The 24,059-nt window shown below is 67.6% G+C and carries 24 protein-coding genes and 1 tRNA gene; 19 read left to right on the top strand and 6 right to left on the bottom strand.

Features of this window, described 5'->3' with window-relative positions:
• Positions 1–46 precede the first annotated feature (46 nt).
• From LCY71_RS09035 to LCY71_RS09015, 5 genes are all read left to right on the top strand, one after another.
• A complete protein-coding gene (locus LCY71_RS09035) occupies positions 47–1,141 on the top strand; it encodes a saccharopine dehydrogenase family protein (protein WP_225332828.1) in 1,095 nt (364 codons plus the stop codon).
• Positions 1,142–1,216: 75 nt separating this feature from the next.
• Positions 1,217–1,756 carry an orotate phosphoribosyltransferase gene (gene pyrE, locus LCY71_RS09030; protein ID WP_225332827.1) on the top strand — a complete coding sequence of 180 codons (540 nt, stop codon included), beginning with the start codon at positions 1,217–1,219 and terminating at the stop codon, positions 1,754–1,756.
• 66 nt (positions 1,757–1,822) lie between these two features.
• On the top strand, positions 1,823–3,220 hold the full coding sequence (locus LCY71_RS09025; protein ID WP_225332826.1) for an NCS2 family permease: 1,398 nt from the start codon (positions 1,823–1,825) through the stop codon (positions 3,218–3,220).
• A 46-nt stretch (positions 3,221–3,266) separates the two neighbouring features.
• Positions 3,267–4,697 (top strand): arylsulfotransferase family protein, encoded by a 1,431-nt coding sequence (locus tag LCY71_RS09020; protein ID WP_225332825.1) that lies wholly within the window; start codon positions 3,267–3,269, stop codon positions 4,695–4,697.
• 139 nt (positions 4,698–4,836) lie between these two features.
• Entirely contained in the window at positions 4,837–5,097 is a 261-nt protein-coding gene (locus LCY71_RS09015; RefSeq protein ID WP_225332824.1) for a glutathione S-transferase N-terminal domain-containing protein, read from the top strand.
• A gap of 134 nt (positions 5,098–5,231) precedes the next feature.
• Here LCY71_RS09015 and LCY71_RS21420 read toward each other — a convergent pair whose 3' ends face one another.
• A complete protein-coding gene (locus LCY71_RS21420) occupies positions 5,232–5,363 on the bottom strand; it encodes a hypothetical protein (RefSeq protein ID WP_263653990.1) in 132 nt (43 codons plus the stop codon).
• A 184-nt stretch (positions 5,364–5,547) separates the two neighbouring features.
• Positions 5,548–6,513, bottom strand: a complete 966-nt coding sequence (locus LCY71_RS09010) for a transcriptional regulator (RefSeq protein WP_225332823.1) — start codon at positions 6,511–6,513, stop codon at positions 5,548–5,550.
• A 1,156-nt stretch (positions 6,514–7,669) separates the two neighbouring features.
• On the opposite strand from LCY71_RS09010, the gene LCY71_RS09005 reads away from it, so the two are divergent.
• Both LCY71_RS09005 and LCY71_RS09000 read left to right on the top strand, forming a co-directional pair.
• Positions 7,670–8,935, top strand: a complete 1,266-nt coding sequence (locus LCY71_RS09005) for a tRNA(Ile)(2)-agmatinylcytidine synthase (protein ID WP_225332822.1) — start codon at positions 7,670–7,672, stop codon at positions 8,933–8,935.
• Positions 8,936–9,126: 191 nt separating this feature from the next.
• Positions 9,127–9,348, top strand: coding sequence for a DUF7511 domain-containing protein (locus LCY71_RS09000; protein WP_225332821.1), 222 nt, complete (start codon positions 9,127–9,129; stop codon positions 9,346–9,348).
• A 193-nt stretch (positions 9,349–9,541) separates the two neighbouring features.
• Here LCY71_RS09000 and LCY71_RS08995 read toward each other — a convergent pair whose 3' ends face one another.
• Positions 9,542–10,498: a succinylglutamate desuccinylase/aspartoacylase family protein gene (locus LCY71_RS08995; protein WP_225332820.1), complete on the bottom strand. Its 957-nt coding sequence runs from the start codon at positions 10,496–10,498 to the stop codon at positions 9,542–9,544.
• A 262-nt stretch (positions 10,499–10,760) separates the two neighbouring features.
• On the opposite strand from LCY71_RS08995, the gene LCY71_RS08990 reads away from it, so the two are divergent.
• Complete coding sequence (locus LCY71_RS08990) at positions 10,761–11,018, top strand: DUF7536 family protein (protein ID WP_373325127.1); 258 nt, start codon at positions 10,761–10,763, stop codon at positions 11,016–11,018.
• A gap of 1 nt (position 11,019) precedes the next feature.
• Here LCY71_RS08990 and LCY71_RS08985 read toward each other — a convergent pair whose 3' ends face one another.
• Positions 11,020–12,222: a potassium channel family protein gene (locus LCY71_RS08985; protein ID WP_225332819.1), complete on the bottom strand. Its 1,203-nt coding sequence runs from the start codon at positions 12,220–12,222 to the stop codon at positions 11,020–11,022.
• Between the two features lie 234 nt (positions 12,223–12,456).
• Between LCY71_RS08985 and citZ the strand changes: the two genes are divergently transcribed.
• A complete protein-coding gene (gene citZ / locus LCY71_RS08980) occupies positions 12,457–13,602 on the top strand; it encodes a citrate synthase (protein ID WP_225332818.1) in 1,146 nt (381 codons plus the stop codon).
• A gap of 156 nt (positions 13,603–13,758) precedes the next feature.
• On the opposite strand, the gene LCY71_RS08975 is transcribed toward citZ, so the two are convergent.
• On the bottom strand, positions 13,759–15,393 hold the full coding sequence (locus LCY71_RS08975; RefSeq protein WP_225332817.1) for a potassium channel family protein: 1,635 nt from the start codon (positions 15,391–15,393) through the stop codon (positions 13,759–13,761).
• A gap of 315 nt (positions 15,394–15,708) precedes the next feature.
• Here LCY71_RS08975 and ilvA point away from each other — a divergent pair, with 315 nt between their 5' ends.
• The 10 genes from ilvA (at position 15,709) to thsB (ending at position 22,562) form a co-directional block, all read left to right on the top strand.
• The gene (gene ilvA, locus LCY71_RS08970) at positions 15,709–16,920 is read left to right on the top strand and encodes a threonine ammonia-lyase (protein ID WP_225332816.1); all 1,212 of its coding nucleotides are present in this window, start codon (positions 15,709–15,711) and stop codon (positions 16,918–16,920) included.
• A 50-nt stretch (positions 16,921–16,970) separates the two neighbouring features.
• Positions 16,971–17,426, top strand: coding sequence for a DUF8162 family protein (locus LCY71_RS08965; RefSeq protein WP_225332815.1), 456 nt, complete (start codon positions 16,971–16,973; stop codon positions 17,424–17,426).
• 63 nt (positions 17,427–17,489) lie between these two features.
• A complete protein-coding gene (locus tag LCY71_RS08960; protein WP_225332814.1) occupies positions 17,490–17,867 on the top strand; it encodes a Rid family detoxifying hydrolase in 378 nt (125 codons plus the stop codon).
• 171 nt (positions 17,868–18,038) lie between these two features.
• A complete protein-coding gene (locus tag LCY71_RS08955; protein ID WP_225332813.1) occupies positions 18,039–18,509 on the top strand; it encodes a hypothetical protein in 471 nt (156 codons plus the stop codon).
• Between the two features lie 239 nt (positions 18,510–18,748).
• Positions 18,749–18,952, top strand: a complete 204-nt coding sequence (locus LCY71_RS08950; protein WP_225335899.1) for a DUF7981 family protein — start codon at positions 18,749–18,751, stop codon at positions 18,950–18,952.
• A 28-nt stretch (positions 18,953–18,980) separates the two neighbouring features.
• Positions 18,981–19,062, top strand: a tRNA-Ser gene (locus LCY71_RS08945).
• Positions 19,063–19,587: 525 nt separating this feature from the next.
• On the top strand, positions 19,588–19,818 hold the full coding sequence (locus tag LCY71_RS08940) for a YgaP family membrane protein (RefSeq protein ID WP_225332812.1): 231 nt from the start codon (positions 19,588–19,590) through the stop codon (positions 19,816–19,818).
• 241 nt (positions 19,819–20,059) lie between these two features.
• The gene (locus LCY71_RS08935) at positions 20,060–20,251 is read left to right on the top strand and encodes a zinc-ribbon domain-containing protein (protein WP_225332811.1); all 192 of its coding nucleotides are present in this window, start codon (positions 20,060–20,062) and stop codon (positions 20,249–20,251) included.
• 70 nt (positions 20,252–20,321) lie between these two features.
• Positions 20,322–20,714, top strand: coding sequence for a DUF7383 domain-containing protein (locus LCY71_RS08930; protein ID WP_225332810.1), 393 nt, complete (start codon positions 20,322–20,324; stop codon positions 20,712–20,714).
• 174 nt (positions 20,715–20,888) lie between these two features.
• On the top strand, positions 20,889–22,562 hold the full coding sequence (gene thsB / locus LCY71_RS08925) for a thermosome subunit beta (RefSeq protein WP_373325126.1): 1,674 nt from the start codon (positions 20,889–20,891) through the stop codon (positions 22,560–22,562).
• Between the two features lie 942 nt (positions 22,563–23,504).
• Here the strand turns inward: thsB and LCY71_RS08920 are convergent.
• Positions 23,505–24,020 carry a universal stress protein gene (locus LCY71_RS08920; protein ID WP_225332809.1) on the bottom strand — a complete coding sequence of 172 codons (516 nt, stop codon included), beginning with the start codon at positions 24,018–24,020 and terminating at the stop codon, positions 23,505–23,507.
• Between the last annotated feature and the right edge of the window lie 39 nt (positions 24,021–24,059).

Genomic DNA, 24,059 nt, shown 5'->3' with positions numbered 1-24,059 from the left:
GTCACCGCTCCTACTGCTTAACCGCCGTCGCCACCTACGGGCTCGCATGCCCTCGCTGCTCCTGTACGGCTCCTACGGCTACGTCGGCAACCTGATCGCCCGCGAGGCCGTCGACCGCGGACTCGACGTGACCCTCGCCGGCCACGACCGCGAACAGCTCGAGAAGCAGGTGCGGGAGCTCGACCGGCCGGCACTGCGCTTCGACCTCTCGGATCCGGTGGCGGTGGCCGGGGCGCTCGACGGCTTCGACTGCGTGCTGAACTGCGCCGGGCCGTTCTCCGACACCGCCCTGCCGCTCGTGGAGGGCTGTCTCGAGACCGGTACGGACTACGTCGACGTCACGGGGGAAATTCCCGTCATCGAACGGGTCCGGGAGTACGACCGCGAGGCGACCGACGCCGGGGTCACGCTGCTGCCCAGCGTCGGCTTCTCGTCGATTCCCATGGACTGCCTGGCCGCCCACCTCGTCGACCGGCTCCCGGAGGCGACGCACCTGACGCTCGGGGTCGATTCGGTCCGGGTCCCGTCGATCGGCTCCCTGAAGACGGTGATCGAAGGGGCCGAAACCGAGAGCAACGTCTACGAGGACGGCCGACTGGAGCGGATCGAACCGACCGAGCGGACCCGGACGATCGACTTCGGCCGCGGGGAGCGCCCCGGCGTCGCGATGCCGCTGGGCGACGTCTCGTCGGCCCACTACACGACCGGAATCCCGAACGTCGAGGTGTACGCGCACGTGCCCCGGCCGGCGAGGGCCGCCCTGCGGGTCTACCCGCGGCTCGAAGGGTTGCTGGCGCGGCCGCGGGTCAAGGCGGCGCTGAAGCGGGTCGCCGGCACGGTCCGCGAGGGCCCCTCCGAGCGGGCCCGGGAGCGCGGCGAGGTCTTCGTCTGGGGCGAGGCCAGGGACGAGGACGGCGGCGAACGCGCCGCCTCCCGCCTTCGGACGCCGGACGCCTACGTCGTCACCGTTCAGGGCTCGCTGAACGCGGCCGAGCGCGTCCTCGCCGGCGAGGCCGACTCCGGGTACTGGACCCCCGCGGGCGCCTTCGGCCCCGAGTTCGTCTTCGACGTCGAGGGCGCGTCGGGCTTCTTCGACGACCCGACGGCGAGCACGGCGCGGCGGACGGCCGCGTCGCGGTAGGCCGTTTCGAGCCGACGCTCACCCCCTCGCCGCCGAACCCGTCGCCTTTTACCCCCAGTCGTGCTGACTCCGGTTATGGCCGACGAGGAACTCATCGCGGCGCTGCGGGACGCCGACGCCGTCCGGTACGGCGAGTTCGAGCTGTCCCACGGCGGAACGAGCGACTACTACGTGGACAAGTACGTCTTCGAGACGAATCCGGACTGCCTGGCGCTGATCGCCGAGGCCTTCGCGGGGAAGCTGGCGGAGCTGGGCGAGGACGGGACGAAGCTGGCCGGCGTGGCGCTGGGCGCGGTCCCGCTGGTGGCGGTCACCAGCGTCGAGACGGGGACGCCGTACGTCATCGCGCGCAAGCAGCAGAAGGAGTACGGCACGGCCAACCTCGTCGAGGGCGACCTCATCGACGGCGAGGAGGTCGTGATCCTGGAGGACATCGCGACGACGGGTCAGAGCGCCGTCGACGCCGCCGAGGCGCTGCGGGAGGCCGGCGCCGAGGTGTCGCGGGTCCTGGTGGTCGTCGACCGCGAGGAGGGCGCCGCCGAGAACCTCGCCGACCACGGCCTAGAGCTGTCGTCGCTGGTGACCGCCACGGAGCTGCTGGCCGCCGAGGAGTAGCCGAGACTATAGGTCTCGGTCCGTACCGAGACGACTAAGGTCGCAAGCAGTCAGGCACCGGTACGGATGGCCGTACGGGACACGCTAGACGACGTCTTCGACCTGGACGGGCACGACACGAGCGTCGGGACCGAACTGCGCGCCGGGCTGACCACGTTCCTCACGATGAGCTACATCGTGGTGGTCAACCCGGACATCCTGACCGCGACCGAGGACGGCCCGCCGGGCGGTATCGCCCTCGCCAACTACTCCCCCGGCGAGGTCTACCAGATGATCGCCGTCGTGACCATCGTCTCCTCGGTGATCGCGTTGCTGGTGATGGCCTTCTACGCCAACAGGCCGTTCGGGCTCGCGCCCGGGCTGGGACTGAACGCCTTCTTCGCGATTACCGTGGTCGGGATCATGGGGATCCCCTGGCAGACGGCGCTGGCTGCCATCGTCGTCGAGGGGGTCCTGTTCATCGTCCTCACGGCGGTCGGCGCTCGCGAGTACGTGATCAAGCTGTTCCCCCAGCCCGTGAAGTTCGCCGTCGGGACCGGTATCGGGCTGTTCCTGGCGATCATCGGCCTCCAGGCGATGGGAATCGTCGTCGACGACCCGGCGACGCTCGTCACGCTGGGCACGGTCGCCAGCGACCCCGTGGCCATCCTCTCGGTGCTCGGACTCTTCCTGACCTTCGTCCTCTATGCGGCGGGCATCCGGGGTGCAATCATCATGGGCATCGTCCTGACGACGCTCGCCGGCTGGGGGCTGACGATCACCGGCGTCGTCCCCAGCGGCGTGCTCGCGCCGGAGTCGCTCCCCTCCGCCCAGTACGACATCACGCCGCTGGCCGGCGCGTTTATCCAGGGTTTCCAGAACGTCGAGGCCTTCACCTTCGCGCTGGTCGTGGTGACGTTCTTCTTCGTGGACTTCTTCGACACCGCCGGGACGCTGGTCGGCGTCGGCCAGGCCGGCGGCTTCCTCGACGAGGACGGCAACTTCCCCGACATCGACAGGCCGCTGATGGCCGACGCGGTCGGTACCACCGTCGGCGGCATGCTCGGCACCTCGACCGTGACGACCTTCGTCGAGTCGGCGACGGGCGTCGAGGAGGGCGGCCGAACCGGCCTGACGGCCCTGGCGATCGCCGCCCTCTTCCTCGCGTCGCTCGTCGTCGTCCCGCTGGCGGCGGCCATCCCCCAGTACGCCTCCCACATCGCGCTGGTGGTCGTGGCCGTCCTGATGATGCGCAACGTCGTCGACATCGAGTGGGACGACTTCTCCCACGCCGCGCCCGCGGCGCTGACCATCATGGTGATGCCCCTCACCTACTCCATCGCCTACGGCATCGCCGCCGGCATCATCTCCTACCCGATCGTCAAGGCCGCGCAGGGCGAGGCCGACGACGTCCTGCTGGGCCAGTGGGCGCTGGCCGCCGCCTTCGTCGGCTACTTCGTCCTCCGGACGAACGTGATGGCGTAGCCCAGAACCACAAGAGGGTTAGCGTGGCCGCCCCTCGGACCACCCGATGAACCGGTGGCGCGCCCTCCGCTTGCTTCTCGGTAGCGCGGTGGGGGTCTGCCTGCTGGCTGCGGTTGTCACCGCCGCCGGCCACGACCCCACCACGCTCGGTCCGGGGACGATCGACGAACCGGCGGACAACGACACGCTCGTCAGCGTACAGGGATTCCACTTCCAGGGCGAGGACAACGTCAAGAAGCCCGCCCGGCTCGTCTCCGCCGGTCCCGAGGGCGACACCCAGTGGCGCCTGCCCAGCGGCGAGAACGCGACCTGGTTCTACGACGTCGACCCCCTCGAGAACGGCAACGTCCTGGTGACCTCGACGGTCCCGGGCGACACCATCGTCTTCGAGTACGACCCCGACAACGACACGCGGGTCTGGACCCAGCAGCTCGACGCCGCCGACACGCACGACGTCGACCTGATCAACGGCGACCAGCTGCTGGTCGCGAACATGCGCGAGTACGAGGACGGCGTCAGCGACGACCGGCTCTTCGTCTACGACCTCGAGAGCGACGAGATTACCTGGGAGTGGACCTTCCGCGAGCACTACCCCAACTCGACGGCCGGCGGCTTCGCCGAGGACTGGACGCACGTCAACGACGTCCAGAAGGTCGGTGACGGCCGCTACCTGGCCAGTCCGCGGAACTTCGACCAGTCGATCGTGATCGACCGCGAGAGCGGCGACGTCGTCCGTCGGCTGGGCGAGGACGGCGACCACTCGACCCTCTACGAGCAGCACAACCCCGACCTGCTCCAGCGCAACGGCACCGACACGATGCTCGTGGCCGACTCCGAGAACGACCGCGTCGTCGAGTACACCCGGATGGACAACGGCTCGGTGCCCGAAGACGCCTACAGCACGCCGGCCGAGAGCGGCGGCCAGTGGGTCCGCACCTGGGAGGTCGACGGCTTCAACTGGCCGCGGGACGCCGACCGCCTCCCGAACGGCAACACGCTCGTCGTCGACACCCTCCACCACCGCGTCGTCGAGATCACGCCCGCCGGCGAGGTCGTCTGGGAGTACCACGCCCCCTGGGCGCCCTACGACGCCGAGCGGATCGGGACCGGCGACGAGTCCAGCGGACCGACCATTCGCGAGCAGAACGCCACCGGCAGCTACACCGTCCACGGCGGTGCCGAGGGCGGCCCCGCCAACCGCCGCACGCCCTCGGAGACCATGCTCGCCGCCGTCGACGGCCTCCCCGGCGAGGAGCGCCTCTCGTGGGTCATCAAGCGGTGGTCGCACATCACCCCGTTCGTCCGGCCGATCTGGCTCTCGCGGTGGTCCTTCGCCTTCCTCACCGTGGGCGCCGCCGTGGCCGTCCCATGGGGACTGGCCGAGCTCGTCGTCCACCGCCGCGGCGTCCGCCGCCGCCTCGGCGCTCTCCGGGACCGCGCCGCCGACCGCGTCGGCGACCGTGAGCGGGCAGACTGATGGGAAAGCGAGGGCGCGAGTAAAACGAGCGCCCTCGGAAATGCGAGCGGGAGCGAGTGACGTTCGTCGCGTGCCGGAGGTGTGCCGCGTGCGCACGGCACCGGTGGTCTGAAAGGCCTGCACCGGCTACGCTACAGTGATGGCGAATCTGGAACTGTACGAACTCGAGGGGTGCCCGTACTGCACGAAAGTCAGGCAGAAGCTGGACGAGCTGGACCTCGAATACGAGTCTCACATGGTCCCGAGTTCTCACAGCGAGCGCGACGAGGTCGAGGAGGTGTCGGGCCAGACGGGCGTCCCCGTGCTCGTCGACGAGGACAACGGCGTCGAGGGGATGCCCGAGTCCGACGACATCGTGGAGTACCTCGAGGAGACGTACGGTAACGAGGCGTCCGCATAGGGCTACTCGATACGGTTTTCCTGCGTTCACCGACGGATAGCCGCTGCGCTCGCGGTCGGATCGACATGCTAACTGGACTGTCAGCGGAAGACGCGGCGTTCGGAAAACGGGGATCACCGCCTGCCCGCAACCGCTCACTCCCCGGTGAACTCGAACGTCGTGCCGTCACATTCGGGACACGATTCCACCCGTCTGGGAACCGGTTCGTCCCCCTTCACGGCGCGAAGGACGAACCCGCAGTCGACACACTCGATGTACTCGCCCACGGGCGATAGCAGAACAGTCCCGCCAATCCCGTTTCGCCCAAATATATTTGGTGATTGCCGACGTCGAGTCCCGTCATCGCCGCTGCCCGCGGGTGGTTTCGGTGTCGGAGCCGGCGCTCACCGGACGGGCGACGGGAGAACGTCGCAGGGACCGGCGCGCCACAGCGACTCGAACGCACCCGCCTCAGGCGGGTTCCTCGTACTCGCCGCGGTCCATGATCAGGTCCCGTAGCTCGTCGGGGTCGTCGATGTCCTCGATCTCCGTGCCCTCGACGATGGCGGTGCCGTCGACGGACTCCCGGGTGGCGTCGTCGACGACGTACAGCGAGCGGGTGTGCGTAACCGTGCCGACCGAGGACATGATCCGGGCGCGCTTCTCCGCGGTCCTGGTGAACTCGGAGTGGCCAGTCAGCAACTGCTCGGGCGTGCTGTCGGTCTCAGAGACGGTCTTGAACGGCGCCCGGTCGGTCGGGTGGACCTCGTAGCCGATCCGGGTGAACACGGTGACGATCGGTTCGTCCTCGGGGTCGACCTCCGGATCTTCGGGCGTCTCCGCCTCGTCGCGGACCTCGTCGGCGCCGTCGAGGACGTCGACGGGCGCCGTCAGCGGCGCGTCGAACAGCTCCTCGAGCTCCGCGGCGACCTCGACGGAGGCGTCCATGCCGTCCTCGTACTTCGAGACGGTCCGCCGGGAGACGCCCAGCTCCTTGGCCAGCCGACCCAGCGACCAGTCGCGCTCCTCGCGGGCGTCCGCCAGCACCTCGCTGTCGATGTTGACGTACAGGCCGCCCGGCGCGGCGTAGATCAACGGCGGGACCTCCTCGACGAACAGGTCCAGCGCCGTGTCCGGCGACAGGACCGGTACGCCATGCCGGAAGTAGGTCACGCCCGGCTTCAGCTCCTCGTCGCGCGTCCGCAGGCCGATGACCATCGGCGTCGCGTTCAGGTAGGTGCCCAGCCGCCGCATCTCCGCGCCGGTCCCCGCGTCGAAAGCGTCGATGTTGCCCAGAATCTTCACCAGCAGCACGTCCTCGCCGCGGCGGGCCGCCACGTCGAAGCTCTTCGGTCGGATCGCACACCGGTCGCTCACGATGAATCCCGCGTCCTCGAGCATGGCCGTAACGTTGCCGACCAGTGCCGACCGTGACATTGTGGTAATCCCTCTATTGATTACAAGTAGGTCCCCGCATATATGTATTGCGCCGCCGTGAGGGCGCCTCTTCTCCGCGTTTTTGACGCGGCCCCCGGTACATTCTTATAAGACGGTTTTCAGGAAGGTAAGTCCTTCTGCTATAGTAGAAATTGAAACTATTTACACATCGAGGGGCACCCCGGGTGCCCCTCGAGTGTGTCAGTGCGTTCAATTTCTACTATAGCAGCAGTCGACGAGAGACGGAGAGAGCGTCTGTTCTCGACCTGGTCTCTGGAGCTACCATCCCAACAGGGAACACCAGAAAGCCCTCGGCCCGCTCGACTCGCGCGACCCACGCTGTGCTCCTCGCTCACTGCGTTCGCTGCGGTGCTTGCGGGGTCGGGCTTCGTCGACCGCGCCTCGCCCTTTCGTCCACCGAAAGACTCGCTTCGCTCGTCTTTCGAGCCCTGTGCTCGAAAATCGAAGATTTTCGGCATGACGAGAGAGCTTCGCTCTCTCGAACCACCTCGCTCCGCTCGGCAGGACGCCAGCTGCAACCGCAGACCTGCCCGTCCCCGGGTTCTCGCGGTTGCACCGCGAGGTCCGAGGGATCTTCGGTCCCTCGCTACGCGGCACGGAGGCCGCTCTCGGCCGCAGTGCGGTCAGGACGCGTGTCGCGCCGTCCGGGTGGCGCTCCGCGCCACCGCTGCGCGAACGGCGAAGCCGTGAGCGCGGCGCGACCGGGGAGGAGTGGTGGTCTCACCCACTCGCGCCCTCGCGGCGCGAGCAATAGCTGTCTCCTGGTGGATGAAAGGGCGAGGGCCGCTCGCGCCGACGGGGAGTCGCTGGGCGACCACTATTCGAGCGCAGCGAGGATATGTCGCCCAGCGACCGCGAGCCGCGAAGCCGAGCGGTAGCGAGGCCTCGTCAGAGCGAGCGGGAGTGAGCGAAGCGAACGACACGCGAGCGGGCCGAGGGCTTTCGACGTCTCGCTGGCATCGTCAGTAGCGGTTCAGGAGAGCGGTCCGAGGGCTTTCTGGGTATTCGCAGTCGATCCGGTGGTTCCAGAGAGCGGGCCGAGGACTTTCTGGGCGTCTGCAGTCATTACATCGATTCCAGCGAGCCACGTCCCTAGACGAAACCCGTTAGTCGGGCCGTACCCGAGGAACGCACAGTGACGGTCATCGGAATCGACGACACGGACTCCCGCGAGCGGGGGATGTGCACGACGTACGCGGCGGCGACGCTGACGGAGCGGATCGAGTCGGCGGGCGGCCGCGTCGAGCGTACGCTCCTGATCCGGCTGAACCCGGCGGTCGAGCACAAGACGCGGGGAAACGCGGCGCTGGCGGTCCACACCGAGCTCGGAGCGAAGGAGGCGCTCGACCTCGCCGAGGACGTCCTGTCGATGGCCGAGGTCGAGGACCCGAATACCAACCCGGGCGCGGTCGTCGCGGACTGCGAGCCGGCGGCGGTCCCGGACGCCGCCGTCGACCACGCTCGGTCGGCCCTGCGCGACCTGCTCGATCCGGCGGACGCCGCCGACCGAATCGACGCGGCGGGGTTCGAGCGCGTCTCGGCCGGTAACGGCCGGGGCCTGGTGGGCGCGCTCGCAGCGGTCGGCGCGTGGCGGGCGTTCGACGACTGGACCCACGAACACATCGCGTACCGGGAGCGCGACCGGTGGGGGACCGACCGGGACGTCGACGCCGCGTCGGTCCGCGCGGCGGCGGACCGGCACTACCCGGCGGTCTGGGACACGGTCGACCGCGAGTCGGGCTACCCCGTCTGCGTCCCGCGGACGCCCTGTCCGATCCTGTACGGGATCCGCGGCGACGACCCCGAGGCGTGCCGAGCCGTCGCGGAGGCCATCGAGAGCGAACCGGTCGCGAGCGCACACACGTTCGTCACCAACCAGGGGACCGACGCGCACCTCCGGGAGGCCGACCTCGGAGCGGTCACGGACGGCCGCGCCTGCAGGGTCACCGGCGAGGTGGTCGAACCGCCGGCGACCCGCGAAGGCGGCCACGTCTTCCTGACGCTAGGGGACGGCGAGGCGACCCTGGACTGCGCGGCCTTCGAGCCGACGAAGCGCTTTCGCAATCTGGTCCGCTCACTGCGCGTCGGCGACCGGATCACCGCCTGCGGGGAGGTCGGCGACGGAACGCTCAAACTGGAGAAGTTCGCCGTCCGGGACCTCGTGACGACCGAGCGGGTCACGCCGGACTGTCCCGACTGCGACCGGTCGATGGGCAGCGCCGGGCGCGACCAGGGCTACCGCTGTCGTGACTGCGGCACGCACCGAGACGAAAGGGCCGAACGTCCCCTCGACCGCGACCTCGAACGCGGCTGGTACGAGGTGCCGCCGGTGGCGCGCCGGCACGTCGCCAAACCGCTGGTGCGGGGCGGATTCGACGCGCCCGTCCACCCGGAGCGGTAGCCGACGGTTACGGTCCGGGCGGGCGCTCTACCGGCCGTCAGCCGCCCCATAATTACGTACTGTTGAATAACGAATATATACTCCAGACGACAGTATATGGGGTGCCTGAACGCGTTTCGAATCGTGGAAGCGGCGGATTTGGCCCGGTAGGAGCCAGATAACAATGGAGGGGAAGGGACAAGAGGCAGGTGATGAGTCAGAATCAGGACCCCGATCACGACGCCGTCCCGGACAGTCCCCCGCTCCCCCAGGAGGAGTTCCCCGGCGAAGAGCTCTCCACCGTCGTCGACGAGCGCGCCGACGGATCGCGCCGCTGCGTCTTCTATCGCGAGGACGTCGACCCGGTGACCGCCGAGACCTCCTGGTTCGCCGTCGACGAGGACGCCGTCGTCTCCATCTCTGACTGGCGATAGGCCGTCCAGGAGGGTCCTGACCGCCCGCCCTGACCGGGTGAAGCGGACGATTTCTCGGTCGATCGGTCCGTCCGCAGCGATCCGCTACCCAGCACGCCCGTTCAGCCGTAATCGCTACCCAGCACGCCCGTTCAGCCGTAATCGCTACCCAGCACGCCGTCCGTCGGGCGGTGCGCGTAAGTTGTAATCGCTGTTAGACAGTGTTTACGTCCGTCCCGACGGAGCAGACGTACTCCCCGGAGGCGACCTGCGGCAGTCGCCGGCAGCGCCAGAAGATCCCCGGCGAGTCGGCGGTAACCTCCGCTTTCTCCGTCCCGAAGACGTCCGTGATCGCGTACAGGGTATCGCCACGCACGACGCGGTCACCCAGGTCCTTCCGGAAGTCCACGAGGCCGCCGGCTGGAGCGCCGTACTGGTCGAAGCCGGTGGCCCGCTGCTGGGGCTCCGGCGAGTGGTCGCCGGCCAGGAAGCCGTAGTACCGCAGGACGTTGAACACGCCCTCGACGCCCTGCTGGATCGAGTGTTCGTCCCAGCCGACGGAGCCGCCGAGTTCGGGGTCGATAGTCGGGATACCCTCGTCGGGAGCGGCCCGCGCCAGCTGGCCGTCGGGCCCCTTCTGGTCGAGGATGTGGCCGCAGCCGAACACCCTGGCGAGTTCGAGGCAGTCGTCGTGCAGGCGGTGGCGGGTGCCACACCGGACGCGGGCCTCCTCGATCATCCGCGAAGTCGACCCCTGGTGGAGGTCCAGGATCAGGTCGGCGCGGGTGGCCGCCTCGAAGGTGGCCGCCGCGATGCGCTCGCTGGAGGTCCCGTTCGCGTCGCCCGGGTACGCGCGGTTCATCTTCGTGTCGTCGATGGGGTTGCGATGCTCCGCGACCTGGAACGCGTGGTAGTTGACGATGCCGACGATCAGGATGGTGCCCGCCAGCTCGCGGGGATCCAGCCGGGGGACGACCCGCTGGATCACCCCGACGCCGTTGAGCTCGTCCCCGTCGCTGGCGGCCTGCATGTAGAGCGTCCGGCCGTCGTCGGCCCCGTTGACGACGGCCACGGGCAGCCGTACGGGGCTGCCGTCCCGGGTCTCGCCGACCTCCAGGCGCCCCGTGTCGACCGCACCCGGCGAGGCACTCGCCGTACCGAGAGATACCATATGTACCGTGGATTCGGTGCCGGGGCCTTTACCGGTTCGGTCCGCGAACGATGTCGCCGGAATTGAGCGAACCCGGAGGGTTCGCGATGTTCGGTGAGTCCGCGAACGACTGACGGAGCGAAGCGACGGACGGAAGGGAGTGGACTCGCCGGGACCGGCGCAGTCTGTGGGCGACCGGGCAGCCGGACCGGGGGCCAGGCACCGCCGACGCGCGTCGGACGCTATCGACGCGCCCTTGTCGGCCCCCCGCGTAGCCCCGCGTGTGCCAGAGAGACAACCGGAGTCGGGCCGCGCGGCGCTGGTCCGTGCACTGGGCGTCCGGCGCAACGCGGCGTGGGGGTTCGCGCTCGCACTCGCCGCGACGGCGGCCGTGTTCGCCTTCTTCGTCGTGATCCCCGGAACCCAGCGGCCGACGGCGTACTACTGGGCGCTCGCGTTCGTCCTGGCGATCTCGCTGGGCGGGCTGCTGACGGCGGCGTTCACGCTGGTCTCGGCGGTCCGGCTCGCACGCGAGGAGTGAATCACTCGTCCCCGGCCAGTTCCGAGAACCGGTCGGCGCCGGTCCGGGTCCCCTTCGCGAGGACGACGTCGCCGGCGCCCAGTTTCGTCTCCGCGCCGGGCGAGACCACCCAGTCCCGGCCCTCGCTCTCGTCGGTCCGGCGGACGGCGATCACGCGCATCCCGGTCCGGGCCTTGATCCGCTGGGCGCCGATGGTGGTCCCGTCCAGCGCGCTGCCCGGCGCGACGGTGACCCGGCAGACGATCTCGTCGGACTCCCTGACGGCCTCGTCGACGACGGGGTGGGTCGGGAGCCCGCGCAGCACGCCCTCGCTGATCTCCAGGGCGGCGTCGGAGATGACCTCCGTCGAGCGGGCCAGGTGGACCAGCCCCCGCAGCGAGACGGGGTCCTCGACCCGGCTCGCCGCCCGCAGCGTCCACGCCTCGAAGCGCGACTGGAGGGCGTCGACCTCGGCCTCCAGTTCGACCACCTCGCGGGCCACCTCCTCGCTGTCGAAGAGGACGGCGCCGTAGGCCAGGTCCACCGCGAGTTCGCCCATGTCCTTCATCAGGACGATGGAGTCGACGGCCCGCTCCAGGTCCGAGAGCTCGCTCTCCGGCGGTTCCGGGGGTTCGTAGGCGTGTCCCGTGGCCGCCTCGTGGACGGCGGCGACGCCGTCGTCGGGCCCCCGGAAGAGCACCACGTCGTCGGCCCGCAGCGCCGTCTCGGCGTCGGGGTTGAGCAGCCACTCGCCGGCCCGGCGGACGGCGATGGCCCGCACGCCCGTCTCCGTCTCCAGGTTCAGTTCGCCCAGGGTCTCCCCCGCGAACCGCGAGCCCTCGACGACCGTGGCGCGGACGACCGTCTCGACGGCCTCGGGGAGGGCCGTCCGCATCGCCTCCGGCAGACCGACCTCTTCCAGAACGACCTTCGCGATGTCGCCGGCGGCGTCGGAGATCTTCTCCGCGGCGCTGACCATCCCCAGCACCGGTGCCAGCGCCTCGGCGTCCTCCGGGCTGCGCGCGGCCATGAGCAGGCTCATCCGGGCGCGCATCTGGAGGACGTCCATCCGCTCCTCGAGTTCGAGCACCTCGGCCGCGACCTCGTCGTTCCCCAGCAGCACCGCCGAGTACGAGAGGTCGATGAGCAGTTCGGCGGTGTCTTTCATCTCGGCGACCACCGACTTCACGCTCACCGGCTCGTAGGCCACGTCGTCGCCGGCCATGCATCGACCTCGGACGGCGGCGCTCAAAAGCGTGGCCCCTGGCGCTACCCGCCGGTTCGGCGTTCGGTAACGCCGACTGTCCGTTCCCGATAGATGAATCTTTGACAAACGTCTGGATTTAGTTCGACTACTGCCGGTACTTATGCCCGCGCGTGCAGAAATGCTGGCGAACCGGCGCGTTAGCCGACCGGTAAAACGACAATGTTTTTCCGGGCACGTAGAAAATCAAAGGGTATGTCAGACGACCTCAGGAAAGGGCTAGAGGGCGTCCTCGTCGCTGAATCGTCGCTCAGCCGGATCGACGGCGACGAGGGCCGGCTCATCTACCGCGGGTACACCATCGAGGACCTGGCGCGCGGCGCGAGCTACGAGGAAGTGCTGTACCTCCTCTGGTACGGCCACCTCCCCGACGAGGCGGAGCTCGCGGAGTTCGCCGACCAGATGGCCGCCGAACGCGAGGTCGACGACGCCGTCCTCGACCAGGTCCGGGCGCTGGCCGAAGCCGACGAGAACCCCATGGCAGCGCTGCGGACCGCCGTCTCGACACTGTCGGCGTTCGACGACGACGGCGACGACCACGACCCTACCGACGAGGCCGTCAACCTCCGCAAGGGTCGCCGGATCACCGCCAAGATCCCGACGATCCTGGCCGCCTTCGCGCGCCTCCGGGACGGGGACGAGCCCGTCACCCCCCGCGAGGACCTCGGCCACGCCGCGAACTTCCTCTACATGCTCAACGACGAGGTGCCCGACGACGTCCTCGCGGAGACGTTCGACATGGCGCTCGTGCTCCACGCCGACCACGGCCTCAACGCCTCGACGTTCTCGGCGATGGTGACCGCCTCGACGCTGTCCGACCTCCACAGCTCCGTCACCGCCGCCATCGGGACCCTGAAGGGCCCGCTGCACGGCGGCGCCAACCAGGACGTCATGCGCATGCTCAAGGAGGTCGACGACGCCGACAGCGACCCCCTCGAGTGGGTCCAGAACGCGCTCGACGAGGGCCGGCGCGTCTCCGGGTTCGGCCACCGCGTCTACGACGTCAAGGACCCGCGCGCGAAGATCCTCGGCGAACGCTCCAAGGAACTCGGCGAGGCCGCCGGCTCGACGAAGTGGTACGAGATGTCCACCACCATCGAGGAGTACATGATGGAGGAGAAGGGCCTCGCCCCCAACGTCGACTTCTACTCCGCCTCCACCTACTACCAGATGGGCATCCCGATCGACATCTACACCCCCATCTTCGCGATGTCCCGCGTCGGCGGCTGGATCGCTCACGTCCTGGAGTACATCGAGGACAACCGCCTGATCCGCCCGCGGGCCCGCTACACCGGTCCCGACCCCGAGGACGTCGAGTTCACGCCGATCGAAGAGCGGTAAGAGAGAGCGTCAAGCATCCGCCGCCGAAGGCGGCGGTTCACTCCGAGCGCGCCTTCGGTGCGCCTCGGAGGTCGTTTTTCGCCCACGTTTTTGCAAGCGGGGGCGCCCGCAGCGAGCCGAAGGCTCGCGAGGACACCCCCCGCAGCAAAAAGGTGGTTAGGAAAAGGTGGCGGTGAAGCGATTGACGTCCGCGTCGGTACCGGCCACGACGAGTTCGTCGGCGGGTCGGACGCGGAGGTCGGGGCCGACGTCGGTCAGGACCGCGCCGTCGCGCTCGACGGCGATGACGGTACAGCCGGTGCGGGCGCGGACGTCGGCGTCGCCGAGCGTCTGTCCGGCGAGGGCGTCGGCGCTGGTCCTGACGATCTCGACCTGGGAGTCCGGTGAGACGACCTCCTCGCCGTCGAGGATGGTCGAGGCGAGCATGCGGCCGCTGACGGTCGCCAGCGAGAGGACGTAGTCGGCGCCGGCGCGGTACATCTTCCGGACGTTCTCGGTCGCCTCGGCCCGGGCGACGACCTCGACGTCGGGATTGAGGTCGCGCGCGACGAGGGTGGCGAACTCGGCGTCGGCGTCGTCGGGGATGGCGAGGACGGCCGTCTGGGCCTCGGGGACGCCGGCCTCCCGCTGGGCGGCCGGTTCCGTGGCGTCGCCCACCACGTCCACGCCGGGTTCGTCGGTCCGGTCGAGCACGGTGTAGGGCAGGCCGGCGTCGTCGAGTCGAGCGGCGACGGTCTCGCCCACCTCGCCGTGGCCGACGACGACTGTCCGGCCGCTGCGGACGGAGCGCACGTCCGACAGGGTCAGTTCCCGCAGGCGCTTCAGGCGGTCCTCGCGGCCGGCGACCAGCAGGACGGTCCCGCCGGTCAGTTCAGTGTCGGGGTCGGGCGGGCTTCGGAACTCGCCGCGGACCCACGCGCCGACGACGTTGACGCCGGAGTCGTCGCCGACGTCGCTCTCGGCCAGCGTCTGACCCGCGAGGTCGCTCCCGCGGTGGACGAGCAGTTCCGCGAGGTCGACGTCCTCGCCGACGTCGACGTCCTCGCCGGCCTCGGCGGTGACGCCGGTGGTCACCTTGGCGGCGAGGCTCTCACCGAGGACGGCCCGCGGCGAGAGGACGGCGTCGGCGCCGGCCAGTTCGTGGTAGGTCGCCCGGTGTGGCTCCTCGACGACGCTCACCACCCGCACGCTGTCGTCGACCTCCTTCGCCGTGAGGACGGTGCTGGTGTTGGCCTGGTCGGAGGCGTCGGCGACGACCGCCCGGGCCCGGGCGACGTTGGCGGCCCGCAGTCCGTCGACCGACTGCGGATCGGCGTGGATCACCCGGTAGCCGTCCTCGTAGTGGTCGACCGCGCGCTCGCGGTCGGGTTCGACGACGACGTGGTCGACGCCCCACGAGTCCAGTTCGTCGATCAGCGTCTCCCCGCGGGGCGTGAGCGTGCACACGACGACGTGGTCCTCGCAGTCGTCGTCGACGCTCGTCGGTACCGTCGTCGAAATGGCGTCCTCGAACAGCGGCACGACGAACACGGGTAGCGCCAGGAAGATGACGACGACGCCCGTCAGGTCCATGATCATCACGAACAGCCGCATCGCGTCGGTCTCCCAGGGGGCCTCGGAGCCGTAGCCCGTCGTCGTGAACGTCTCGACGACGAACCGCATGGAGCGCAGGAACGGATTCGGGTCGTGTTCTACGTAGCGCATCCCCGCGTCGTACGCGACGGCGAACGCCAGCATGAGCCCCGCAAGCCCCGCGACGTACTGGGCCGTCCGCCGCTGCCAGGCGTCCATGTCCCTTCCAGCGTCAGCCCGGACAAAACGGTTCTGCCTGTCGGCCGCCTCGCCGCGCTCGCTCCGCTCGCGCGGATCCCGACTGACGCGCGTTCGACGCCCGTCTGACAGCCCGCTCATCACCGCGCCGTCCTGCACTTTCACTTTCACCGTACACCGCGCAGGTTTATGTCGAACCCGGCGCTGATCACGCTTGCAGTCGCATCCTCCATGCGTTCCCCTCACGGTTTTCACACGAGAGAGACAGACGTGTCCACGGGAGCCCGGTGGGGACCCGCCGCCAGTATATACAAGTCGGGACCTGCAAGGTCGTGTATGCTCTCGTTCGAGGACGTGGTGGCGGCCCGGGACCGGGTCGCCGAGACGGCCCGCCACACGACCCAGGAGTACTCCCACACCTTCTCGGCGATGACGGGCGCAGACGTCCATCTGAAGCTGGAGCTGCTCCAGCGGACGGGCTCGTTCAAGATCCGCGGCGCGACCAACCGGATCAAGACGCTCTCGGAGTCGGAGCGCGAGGCCGGCGTCGTCACGGCCAGCGCGGGCAACCACGCCCAGGGCGTGGCGCTGGCGGCCTCGCGAATCGGCGTCGACGCGACCATCGTGATGCCCGAGCACGCGCCGGTCTCGAAGGTCCAGGCGACCGAGAGCTACGGCGGGAACGTCGTCCTCCACGGGCGGGACTACGACGCGGCGGCCGAGCGCGCCCACGAGATCGAGCGCGATCAGGGTCGGACGTACGTCCACGCCTTCGACGACTGGGACGTGATGGCCGGCCAGGGGACGATCGGCCTGGAGATCTACGAGGACCTGCCCAAGGTCGACACCGTGATCGTGCCCATCGGCGGCGGCGGGCTGATCAGCGGCGTCGCCACCGCCCTGAAGGGCAAGGACGAGTCGATCCGCGTCGTCGGCGTCCAGGCCGAAGGCGCCTCCAGCGTCGCGGAGTCGCTGCGGAAGGGCCGACGCGTCGAGCGTGACCGCGTCGAGACCATCGCCGACGGCATCGCGACGCGAACCGTCGGCGAGAAGACCTTCGCGGTGATCGAGGAGCGCGTCGACGAGGTCGTGACCGTCTCCGACTCGGAGATCGCCGTCGCGCTGACCCGCCTCCTGGAGCGGGCCAAGACGCTCGCCGAGGGGGCCGGCGCCGTGCCGCTGGCCGCCCTGCTGGCCGGACAGTTCGACTACGAGGACGACGAGACGATCGTGCCCCTCCTGTCGGGCGGCAACATCGACCTGAACACGCTGACGAACGTGATCGTCCGCGGACTCGTCGAGACCGGCCGCTACCTCAAGATCCGCACGGTACTGGAGGACCGACCCGGGACGCTGGACGACCTGGTGAGCGTCCTCTCGGCCGAGCAGGTCAACATCTACGGCATCGAGCACGACCGCACCTCGCGGGACGTGGCGATGGACGACGCCGAGGTGATCCTCGATCTCGAGACCCGCGGCCCCGACCACGTCGACCGCCTGCTCGACGCGCTGGAGTCCGAGGGCTACGAGGTCGAAGTACTCGTGTGATCTGAAACGGCGGGGAGAAGACTTATTCTCCGAGACTCGGACCGCCGCCCATGGTCTCGCAGCTCGCCCCCTTCGTCCTCCTCTTCGCCGCGGTCGTCCTGCTGGCGATGGCCCCGCTGCTGGCGGCCGAACGGTTCCGCGCGCTGCTCTCTTGGCCGACTGATCGCCTAACGCTGAACTACCCGCTCGTCGGGGTCGGTCTCATCGCCGTTCAGATCGCCGCCTACCTCGTGGTAATCGTACTGGTCAACGAGTCCGGCGCCATCGATGGCGGCGAGGCGGGACTGATACTCGTCGGTATCGCTCTCTCGAACGTCCTCGTCCCGGCCGCCGGTGCGGCCGGCGCAGTCGGCGTCCTGCCCCGGCGAGGAACCTGGACGCCCCACGGCGACGGACTGGACGGCCGGATCGTCCTCGCCGCCGGCGTCCTCTGGTACGCCCTCGTCGCGACGGTAACCGTCTTCCTCGTCGCCCTAGCGTTCATGTTCGCCAACCTGCCATTGTAGTCGCCCGGTCGCAGACTGCGACCGGGAAGGCGATTTTAAGGGCGTGGCCGCCGCCTCTCCGCTATGAAGCGTACGGTCAGCACCGACGCCGCGCCCGCCGCGGTCGGCGCGTACAGTCAGGCGACTACCACCGACGACCTCGTGTTCACCGCGGGCCAGATTCCCCTCACGCCCGACGGCGACCTGCTCGACGACGCCGCAGTCGACGTCCAGACCGAGCAGGCCCTGGAGAACGTCGCGGCCGTCCTCGACGCCGCCGACGCGGGCATGGACGACGTGCTGAAGGTGACGGTCTTCCTCGACGACATCGACGACTTCGACGAGATGAACGACGCCTACCAGTGCTTCTTCGACGAGGACCCGCCGGCCCGAAGCGCCGTCGGCGTCGACGAACTCCCCAAGGGCGTCGCCGTCGAGATCGAGGCAATAGCAACGAAATAGCTGTATAGAATCTGTCGCTCCCTGTCGTTTCTTTTTATGTCTGGTCAATAGGCCGATTGTTATAACCTGGCACGCTATTTTCATGGAGGACAGGCATTTCTAACGTATGTGTATTGATAACGCCCTTTAGGGGCCGGGGAGTATCACCGCTCATGGATAGACTTCCCCGTGGTGGCAGACATTATGTCCTTACGGCTTGACTGGCGGTTTTGGGCTGTTATATCGATTATCTTCGCCGCCTTGACGATCGGGATTGCTATCGGCTCTATCCGACCGTATAGCCAAAGCCCAACTGGAGAAGAAATACCAACCACTTCTACTCAGCGGCCAGAAATTAATAAGACGACTCCTTTGAGTCCTGAATCTGATGAAGACCCGCAGATAATAGCTTCGTCCCCTACCACAGTTGACACAGATGTTTCTCAAACTGGTATGTCTACCGATACTATAAATGGAAACAATGTTACTGTAGATGCTATTAATACGTCAGTGAGTGAAGCCACCTCTACTAAAACGGAAGCAAGTACCGTTAGAGAAATAGATTCCACAGAAACGCCTGATAGAGTTACACCGAATCCAACTGACACACCTGTGGAATTGGGTACTGATAGCCTATCAACCACTGTAGAAACCAATAGTTGAATTGCAAGGAGCCACCAGAATAACAGCTCAGATATTTACGATGTAATAACGATGACCTCAGGTTTAGTCACAATAATATCTGGAGTGTTTTCAGCCATCTCGTATATACTTCAAATAAGTGGTTCTCTAGACCGATCTCAGACCACCCTTGACGAGTACTGACATTATTATATATTGCTGACCAGGATACACAATCTCTACATTAGACCCTAGGTTAAAATCCATTATTCATGTTAGATATCGAAAGGCGAACGAAAGACAGCCTCCTGTGGGGGCTCGTCGGAGCGCTCTCCTTCCTCGTGCTGGTGCAGGGGTACCAGCTCCTGACCGAGGCGACCGTGAGCGTCTGGGCGATGTTCGGCGTTGCCCTCGCCGTGGGCGCCGGAGCGACCGGCCTGGTACACGTCGTCCGCCCGCGGCTGTTCGGAAGCGAAAGCCCTTAATCGAACGACCGCACACCATCCAATGCGAGCCAGGATGGCCGAACGGCAAGGCGCACGCCTGGAAAGCGTGTTCCCTTTCGGGATTCTGGGTTCAAATCCCAGTCCTGGCGCTTCTCTCGCGAACAACACCGCCGAGAACCGCGTAGCGTGTTCTCGGCACCCGTGAGCGAGTGTGCGCTTTCGCTGGGATTTGAAGCCCTGGAAGTCTTGCGAGCGCAGCGAGCAAGACGCCGTCAGAGCTTTGCTCTGACAGAAGTCGCAGCCCCGGAATGGCCGAACGAAGTGAGGCCACACGCCCGGAACGTCTTCCTCTGGGTTCAAATCCCAGTCCTGGCGTACCACCTTTTTACTTCGTCACCTCTCCTCGGCCGACTACGTCGGCCTGCGGGGAGGCTCCTCGTAAAAACGTGGGCGAAAAACGACCTTCTCGCTCGCTTCGCTCGCGAGAAGTGAACCGGCGGCCTCCGGCCGCCGGGTGCTCGTAGTAGTTGGGATTTGGGAAATCTAAGCAGGCACAGCCCTATACGGGACGATCACTGAACTACTGCAGACTGTCAAGCGTGGCAGTGTCGTCCATCGCGTGGGGCTAATCCTCGCCACCCTCGTTTAAGATCAAGGTAGGCGTAGCGGGTCGCATGGAGCTACAGCGCAACCTCGGTCGGCTGGATCGAATCGCCAGGGGCGTACTCGGCGTCTGGCTGGTCGCCGGTGCGATCAGCGCCGTCCGGGACGATCGGACGACGACGGCTGCGGCGCTGACCGTCGCCGGCGCGGGACTGCTGTTCAACGCGCGGACTGGCTTCTGCGGCTGCAGCGCCGCGCTGGGGATCGACACGACCTCGTCCGGCGCCGAGTCGGCGGAGTAATCGACCGCACCGGGCCGCAGTCGGTCCCGGCTTCGGTCCGTGGTCGTCGCCCGACGGCGACGTCCCGGAGATATCAGTTGGATAACCGCGACTCTGTCGAGAACTGGGAGCGAGGTACTGGCGTCGTAGTTACCAGAATGGTCGCCTTGGAGCCTGTCTTGAATCGCTCTGACGGCCACCTCCGGGCCACGCACTCGCCGAAACCACGGGGCCTAACCTAGTGATCGGTGGACCGGAAGGCATGCAGGCGCTAGTCCGGTTGTTGCTCGGGACCCGACGTCGCGACGACACCGTCGTCGAGTGTCGCCGCTGCGGGAAGACGCTGGAGGATTCGGCCGTCGAGTGTCACCACTGCGGAGAACCGCATTCGTCTCACTTCACCTACTGTCCGGCGTGCGGATCCGACGCGATCGCAGTGTACCGGATCCAGTGAGGCGCGACTCGGGCCCCGAGAGCCGTCAGCGGTGGCGAGATATATGTGTGGTCCGTCCGACGCATGGGGTATGGCGACGCACCGCGCCAACTACGCGCTGGTCCCGTTTCAGGAGCACCTCGGCCCCGACCGGGAGGCTCTCGACGTCCCGTGGGCGACGTTCGCCGGCGACCGCACCGATCAGGAGATTTTCGAGGTGCCGACCGACGACATCCGGGACGCCTACGTCGAGATGCAGGTCTACGAGTCCGGGAGCTACGATCACGAGTTGCTGATCAACGGCGACTCGCTGACCGGCTTCGACGTCCCCGAGACCGACGGCTGGCAGTACTGGATGGACACCGTTACGGGAGCCAGCCTCCAGGAGGGCAAGAACACGCTGCAGTTCCGCCGGGACCGGGATTCGGGGGACAGCTTCGTCGTCGGGACCGTCGTGGTCAACTGGAAGGAACCCGCAGATTAGTTTATAAAACCTACCCGGCCCCCGACTCACGCCGTGCCAACAACTGTCACAGTATATCGGCGGAACGCGTTTCGTAGGGCGATTAGTCGGCGGATGGCGCTCGGCAGGAGCCGCGGGTTCGTCCCCCGTACCACCTACTTTTATATAGAATCGTATTCATACTTTCGGACGACTATGAGCCAGCGCCAGATGGGCGGCCAGCCCATGATCATTCTGGGGGAAGACTCCCAGCGGATGAAGGACAAGGACGCACAGGCCCACAACATCTCCGCCGCACGGGCGGTGGCCGAGTCGGTACGCTCGACGCTCGGCCCGAAGGGCATGGACAAGATGCTCGTCTCCTCGCTCGGTGACGTGACCGTCACGAACGACGGCGTCACCATCCTCTCGGAGATGGACATCGACAACCCGACGGCGGAGATGATCGTCGAGGTCGCCGAGACCCAGGAGGACGAGGCCGGCGACGGGACGACCACGGCCGTCGCCATCGCGGGCGAGCTCCTGAAGAACGCCGAGGAGCTGATCGACCAGGACATCCACCCGACGGCGATCATCAAGGGCTTCAACCTCGCCGCGACCCAGGCCAAGCAGGAGATCGACGACTTCGCCACCGACGTCGAGCCCGACGACGAGGACCTGCTGCGCCGCGTGGCCGAGACCTCCATGACCGGCAAGGGCACCGAGGTCAACAAGGAGCTGCTCGCCCAGCTCGTCGTCGACGCCGTCAACGCCGTCACCGTCGAGGCCCAGGACGGCTCCGTCGTCGCCGACCTCGAGTTCCTCAACATCGAGACCCAGACGGGCCGCGCCGCCGACGAGTCCGAGCTGGTCGAGGGCGCCATCGTTGACAAGGACCCCGTCCACGAGGAGATGGAGACCGACTTCGACGACGCCGACGTCCTCCTGCTGGACGTGCCCATCGAGCTCGACGAGACCGAGGTCGACGCCCAGTTGTCCGTCGACGACCCGAGCCAGCTGCAGGACTTCCTCGACAAGGAGGAGGAGCAGCTCGAGGAGATGGTCGACTCCATCGCCGCGACGGGCGCCGACGTCGTCTTCTGCCAGAAGGGCATCGACGACATGGCCCAGCACTACCTCGCCAAGGAGGGCATCCTGGCGGTCCAGCGCACCAAGAAGTCCGACGTCGAGTTCCTCCGTGAGGTGCTCGGCGCCAACATCGTCTCCAACATCGAGTCCGCCAGCGAGGCCGACCTCGGTCGGGGTTCGATCCGCCGCGACGACGCCGGCGACCTGTTCTACGTCGAGGGCACCGGCGACGAGACCCACGGCGTGACGCTCCTGCTGCGCGCCTCCACCGACCACGTCGTCGACGAGCTCGAACGCGGCGTCCAGGACGCGCTGGACGTCGTCGCCTCCACCGTCTCCGACGGCCGCGTCCTCGGCGGCGGCGGCGCCCCCGAGGTTGAGCTGGCCTCGCGCCTGCGCGACTACGCCGACGGCGTCGAGGGCCGCGAGCAGCTGGCCGTCGAGGCCTTCGCCGACGCGCTGGAGCTCATCCCGCGCACGCTGGCCGAGAACGCCGGCCTCGACTCCATCGACTCGCTGGTGGACCTGCGGGCCGCCCACGAGGGCGGCGACGTCTCCGCCGGCCTGAACGTCTTCTCCGGCGACGTCGTCGACACGCTCGACGAGGGCGTCGTCGAACCGGCTCACGCCAAGACTCAGGCCGTCTCCTCCGCTGCCGAGGCCGCGAACCTCGTGCTCAAGATCGACGACATCATCTCCGCCGGCGACCTCTCGACCGAGGGCGACGGCGACGAGGGCGGCCCCGGTGGCGCCCCCGGTGGCATGGGCGGCATGGGCGGCGGCATGGGCGGCATGATGTAGTGAGATCGGGAACGAAGTGACCGATCTCGGAAATGTCGAGCGGGGAGCGTAGCGACCCGCGAGACAAGACCACCTTTTTCAGTCGTTCGAGAGAACGAAGCTCCCTCGTGATGACGAAAGACGGCTTCGCCGTCTTTCGAACCACGTCGGGTTCGCGCTCCGCGCGAACCGCTCCTTGAAAAACGTGGTCCTCGTGAGCGAAGCGAACGAGGGCTCGAAAGACGAGCGAAGCGAGTCGTTCGGTGGCGAAAAAAGGACGGACGCTCGCTCCGCTCGCGTCCGGTGTCCTGCGGAGTGCAACGACGCAGGGCCCGTCAGAGCTCCGCTCTGACGGCGAACCGGCGGCCGGAGGCCGCCGGATGCTCGCCCGCACCGTCGCTTTCCCGATTTCGCGGTTATATGCGGAGCAGGCGCAATATGCGGAGCAGGCGCAATACCACGCCGTTCACGGGGTGGATACGCGCCGTCACTCCTCGAAAGAGACCACCGTTCGAACGCCTCCCCGAGTTTCCCACAGTGATGTTTAAGTGACAGACCGCCTTCCAGTGATGTAGGAATCGGTCGGAACGGAGCGGATTCCGAACCGTCCTTCGGAGGCGGCCTGTCCGCCCACGTAACGAGGTAGTATCCGAAAGAACAGTCGGTGAACGCCACATCCTCGACGGGTGTGCCAACGTGCCGACTGCTCAAAGCGAGCAAGACGATACCCCCAACTCTGCTGACGCTTGCTGGCATCCCCGTGGCAAAAACAACACTGGAACGCCGTACACGGTCGAGGAGAGGGGTAACGGCCAGTTGGCATGGCCAGCAGTCCACCAGTCCGACGCTGTGGGACGACCTGCGCCCGAAAGGGCTGGTAGTCCGATGATTGGACTACAAACCTGAAACTCCCACCGCTCGGGATTCCTCCGCGTGAACGCGGAGGAGGATGTCAACCAGTTCTCACGCCACCGGCTCGACCTTCGAGCCGCCGCAGTTGCGGCACTTCCCGATGTCGCTGGCGGGGCTTGTGAAGTACTCCTCGCCGCAGTCCGGGCAGCGGTGAGTCGGGCGGCCCTGGTCCTCGAGGCCCCCGGTGATCGTCACCGGCCGCGTCGAGTCGAGCGTGACTTCCTGGCTGACGCTGCCGAACAGGACCGAACCCAGCGGCGAGCGCTTGCGCCCGCCGAGGACGATCATGTCGGCGTCCACCTCGTCGGCGGCCTTGAGGATCTCCTCCGAGGGATCACCGTGGCGGCTGAGCGTCTCGACGGGGACGCCGTGGTCCTGGAGTCGCTCCGCGACGGCCCGCCCGGCGTCGAGCTGTCGTGGCGAGGTCGACTCGGCGCGGTCCTCGCTGCCGAACACGTGCATCACGTGGACGGTCGCCGACTCGGCCCCCGGGAGCTCCCGGACGGACTCCGCCTGCGCGAGGGCCCGCGTCTCGTCGGCGTCGACCGGCATGAGTATCGAGTACATTGGTACCACGTATCAATACATTCGACCCGCGCCCCGTTA

Origin of the sequence: Halomicrobium urmianum, from assembly GCF_020217425.1 — an archaeon.
Classification (GTDB): Archaea; Halobacteriota; Halobacteria; order Halobacteriales; family Haloarculaceae; genus Halomicrobium; species Halomicrobium urmianum.
This window is presented reverse-complemented; position numbering and strand designations above follow the sequence as displayed.

Bases quoted from the DNA above. Each gene is read 5' to 3' on its own strand.
- LCY71_RS09035 (WP_225332828.1), top strand. From the start codon at position 47: ATGCCCTCGCTGCTCCTGTACGGCTCCTACGGCTACGTCGGCAACCTG.
- pyrE (WP_225332827.1), top strand. From the start codon at position 1,217: ATGGCCGACGAGGAACTCATCGCGGCGCTGCGGGACGCCGACGCCGTC.
- LCY71_RS09025 (WP_225332826.1), top strand. From the start codon at position 1,823: ATGGCCGTACGGGACACGCTAGACGACGTCTTCGACCTGGACGGGCAC.
- LCY71_RS09020 (WP_225332825.1), top strand. From the start codon at position 3,267: ATGAACCGGTGGCGCGCCCTCCGCTTGCTTCTCGGTAGCGCGGTGGGG.
- LCY71_RS09015 (WP_225332824.1), top strand. From the start codon at position 4,837: ATGGCGAATCTGGAACTGTACGAACTCGAGGGGTGCCCGTACTGCACG.
- LCY71_RS09010 (WP_225332823.1), bottom strand. From the start codon at position 6,513: ATGTCACGGTCGGCACTGGTCGGCAACGTTACGGCCATGCTCGAGGAC.
- LCY71_RS09000 (WP_225332821.1), top strand. From the start codon at position 9,127: ATGAGTCAGAATCAGGACCCCGATCACGACGCCGTCCCGGACAGTCCC.
- LCY71_RS08995 (WP_225332820.1), bottom strand. From the start codon at position 10,498: ATGGTATCTCTCGGTACGGCGAGTGCCTCGCCGGGTGCGGTCGACACG.
- LCY71_RS08985 (WP_225332819.1), bottom strand. From the start codon at position 12,222: ATGGCCGGCGACGACGTGGCCTACGAGCCGGTGAGCGTGAAGTCGGTG.
- citZ (WP_225332818.1), top strand. From the start codon at position 12,457: ATGTCAGACGACCTCAGGAAAGGGCTAGAGGGCGTCCTCGTCGCTGAA.
- LCY71_RS08975 (WP_225332817.1), bottom strand. From the start codon at position 15,393: ATGGACGCCTGGCAGCGGCGGACGGCCCAGTACGTCGCGGGGCTTGCG.
- ilvA (WP_225332816.1), top strand. From the start codon at position 15,709: ATGCTCTCGTTCGAGGACGTGGTGGCGGCCCGGGACCGGGTCGCCGAG.
- LCY71_RS08965 (WP_225332815.1), top strand. From the start codon at position 16,971: ATGGTCTCGCAGCTCGCCCCCTTCGTCCTCCTCTTCGCCGCGGTCGTC.
- LCY71_RS08960 (WP_225332814.1), top strand. From the start codon at position 17,490: ATGAAGCGTACGGTCAGCACCGACGCCGCGCCCGCCGCGGTCGGCGCG.
- LCY71_RS08940 (WP_225332812.1), top strand. From the start codon at position 19,588: ATGGAGCTACAGCGCAACCTCGGTCGGCTGGATCGAATCGCCAGGGGC.
- LCY71_RS08935 (WP_225332811.1), top strand. From the start codon at position 20,060: ATGCAGGCGCTAGTCCGGTTGTTGCTCGGGACCCGACGTCGCGACGAC.
- LCY71_RS08930 (WP_225332810.1), top strand. From the start codon at position 20,322: ATGGCGACGCACCGCGCCAACTACGCGCTGGTCCCGTTTCAGGAGCAC.
- thsB (WP_373325126.1), top strand. From the start codon at position 20,889: ATGAGCCAGCGCCAGATGGGCGGCCAGCCCATGATCATTCTGGGGGAA.
- LCY71_RS08920 (WP_225332809.1), bottom strand. From the start codon at position 24,020: ATGTACTCGATACTCATGCCGGTCGACGCCGACGAGACGCGGGCCCTC.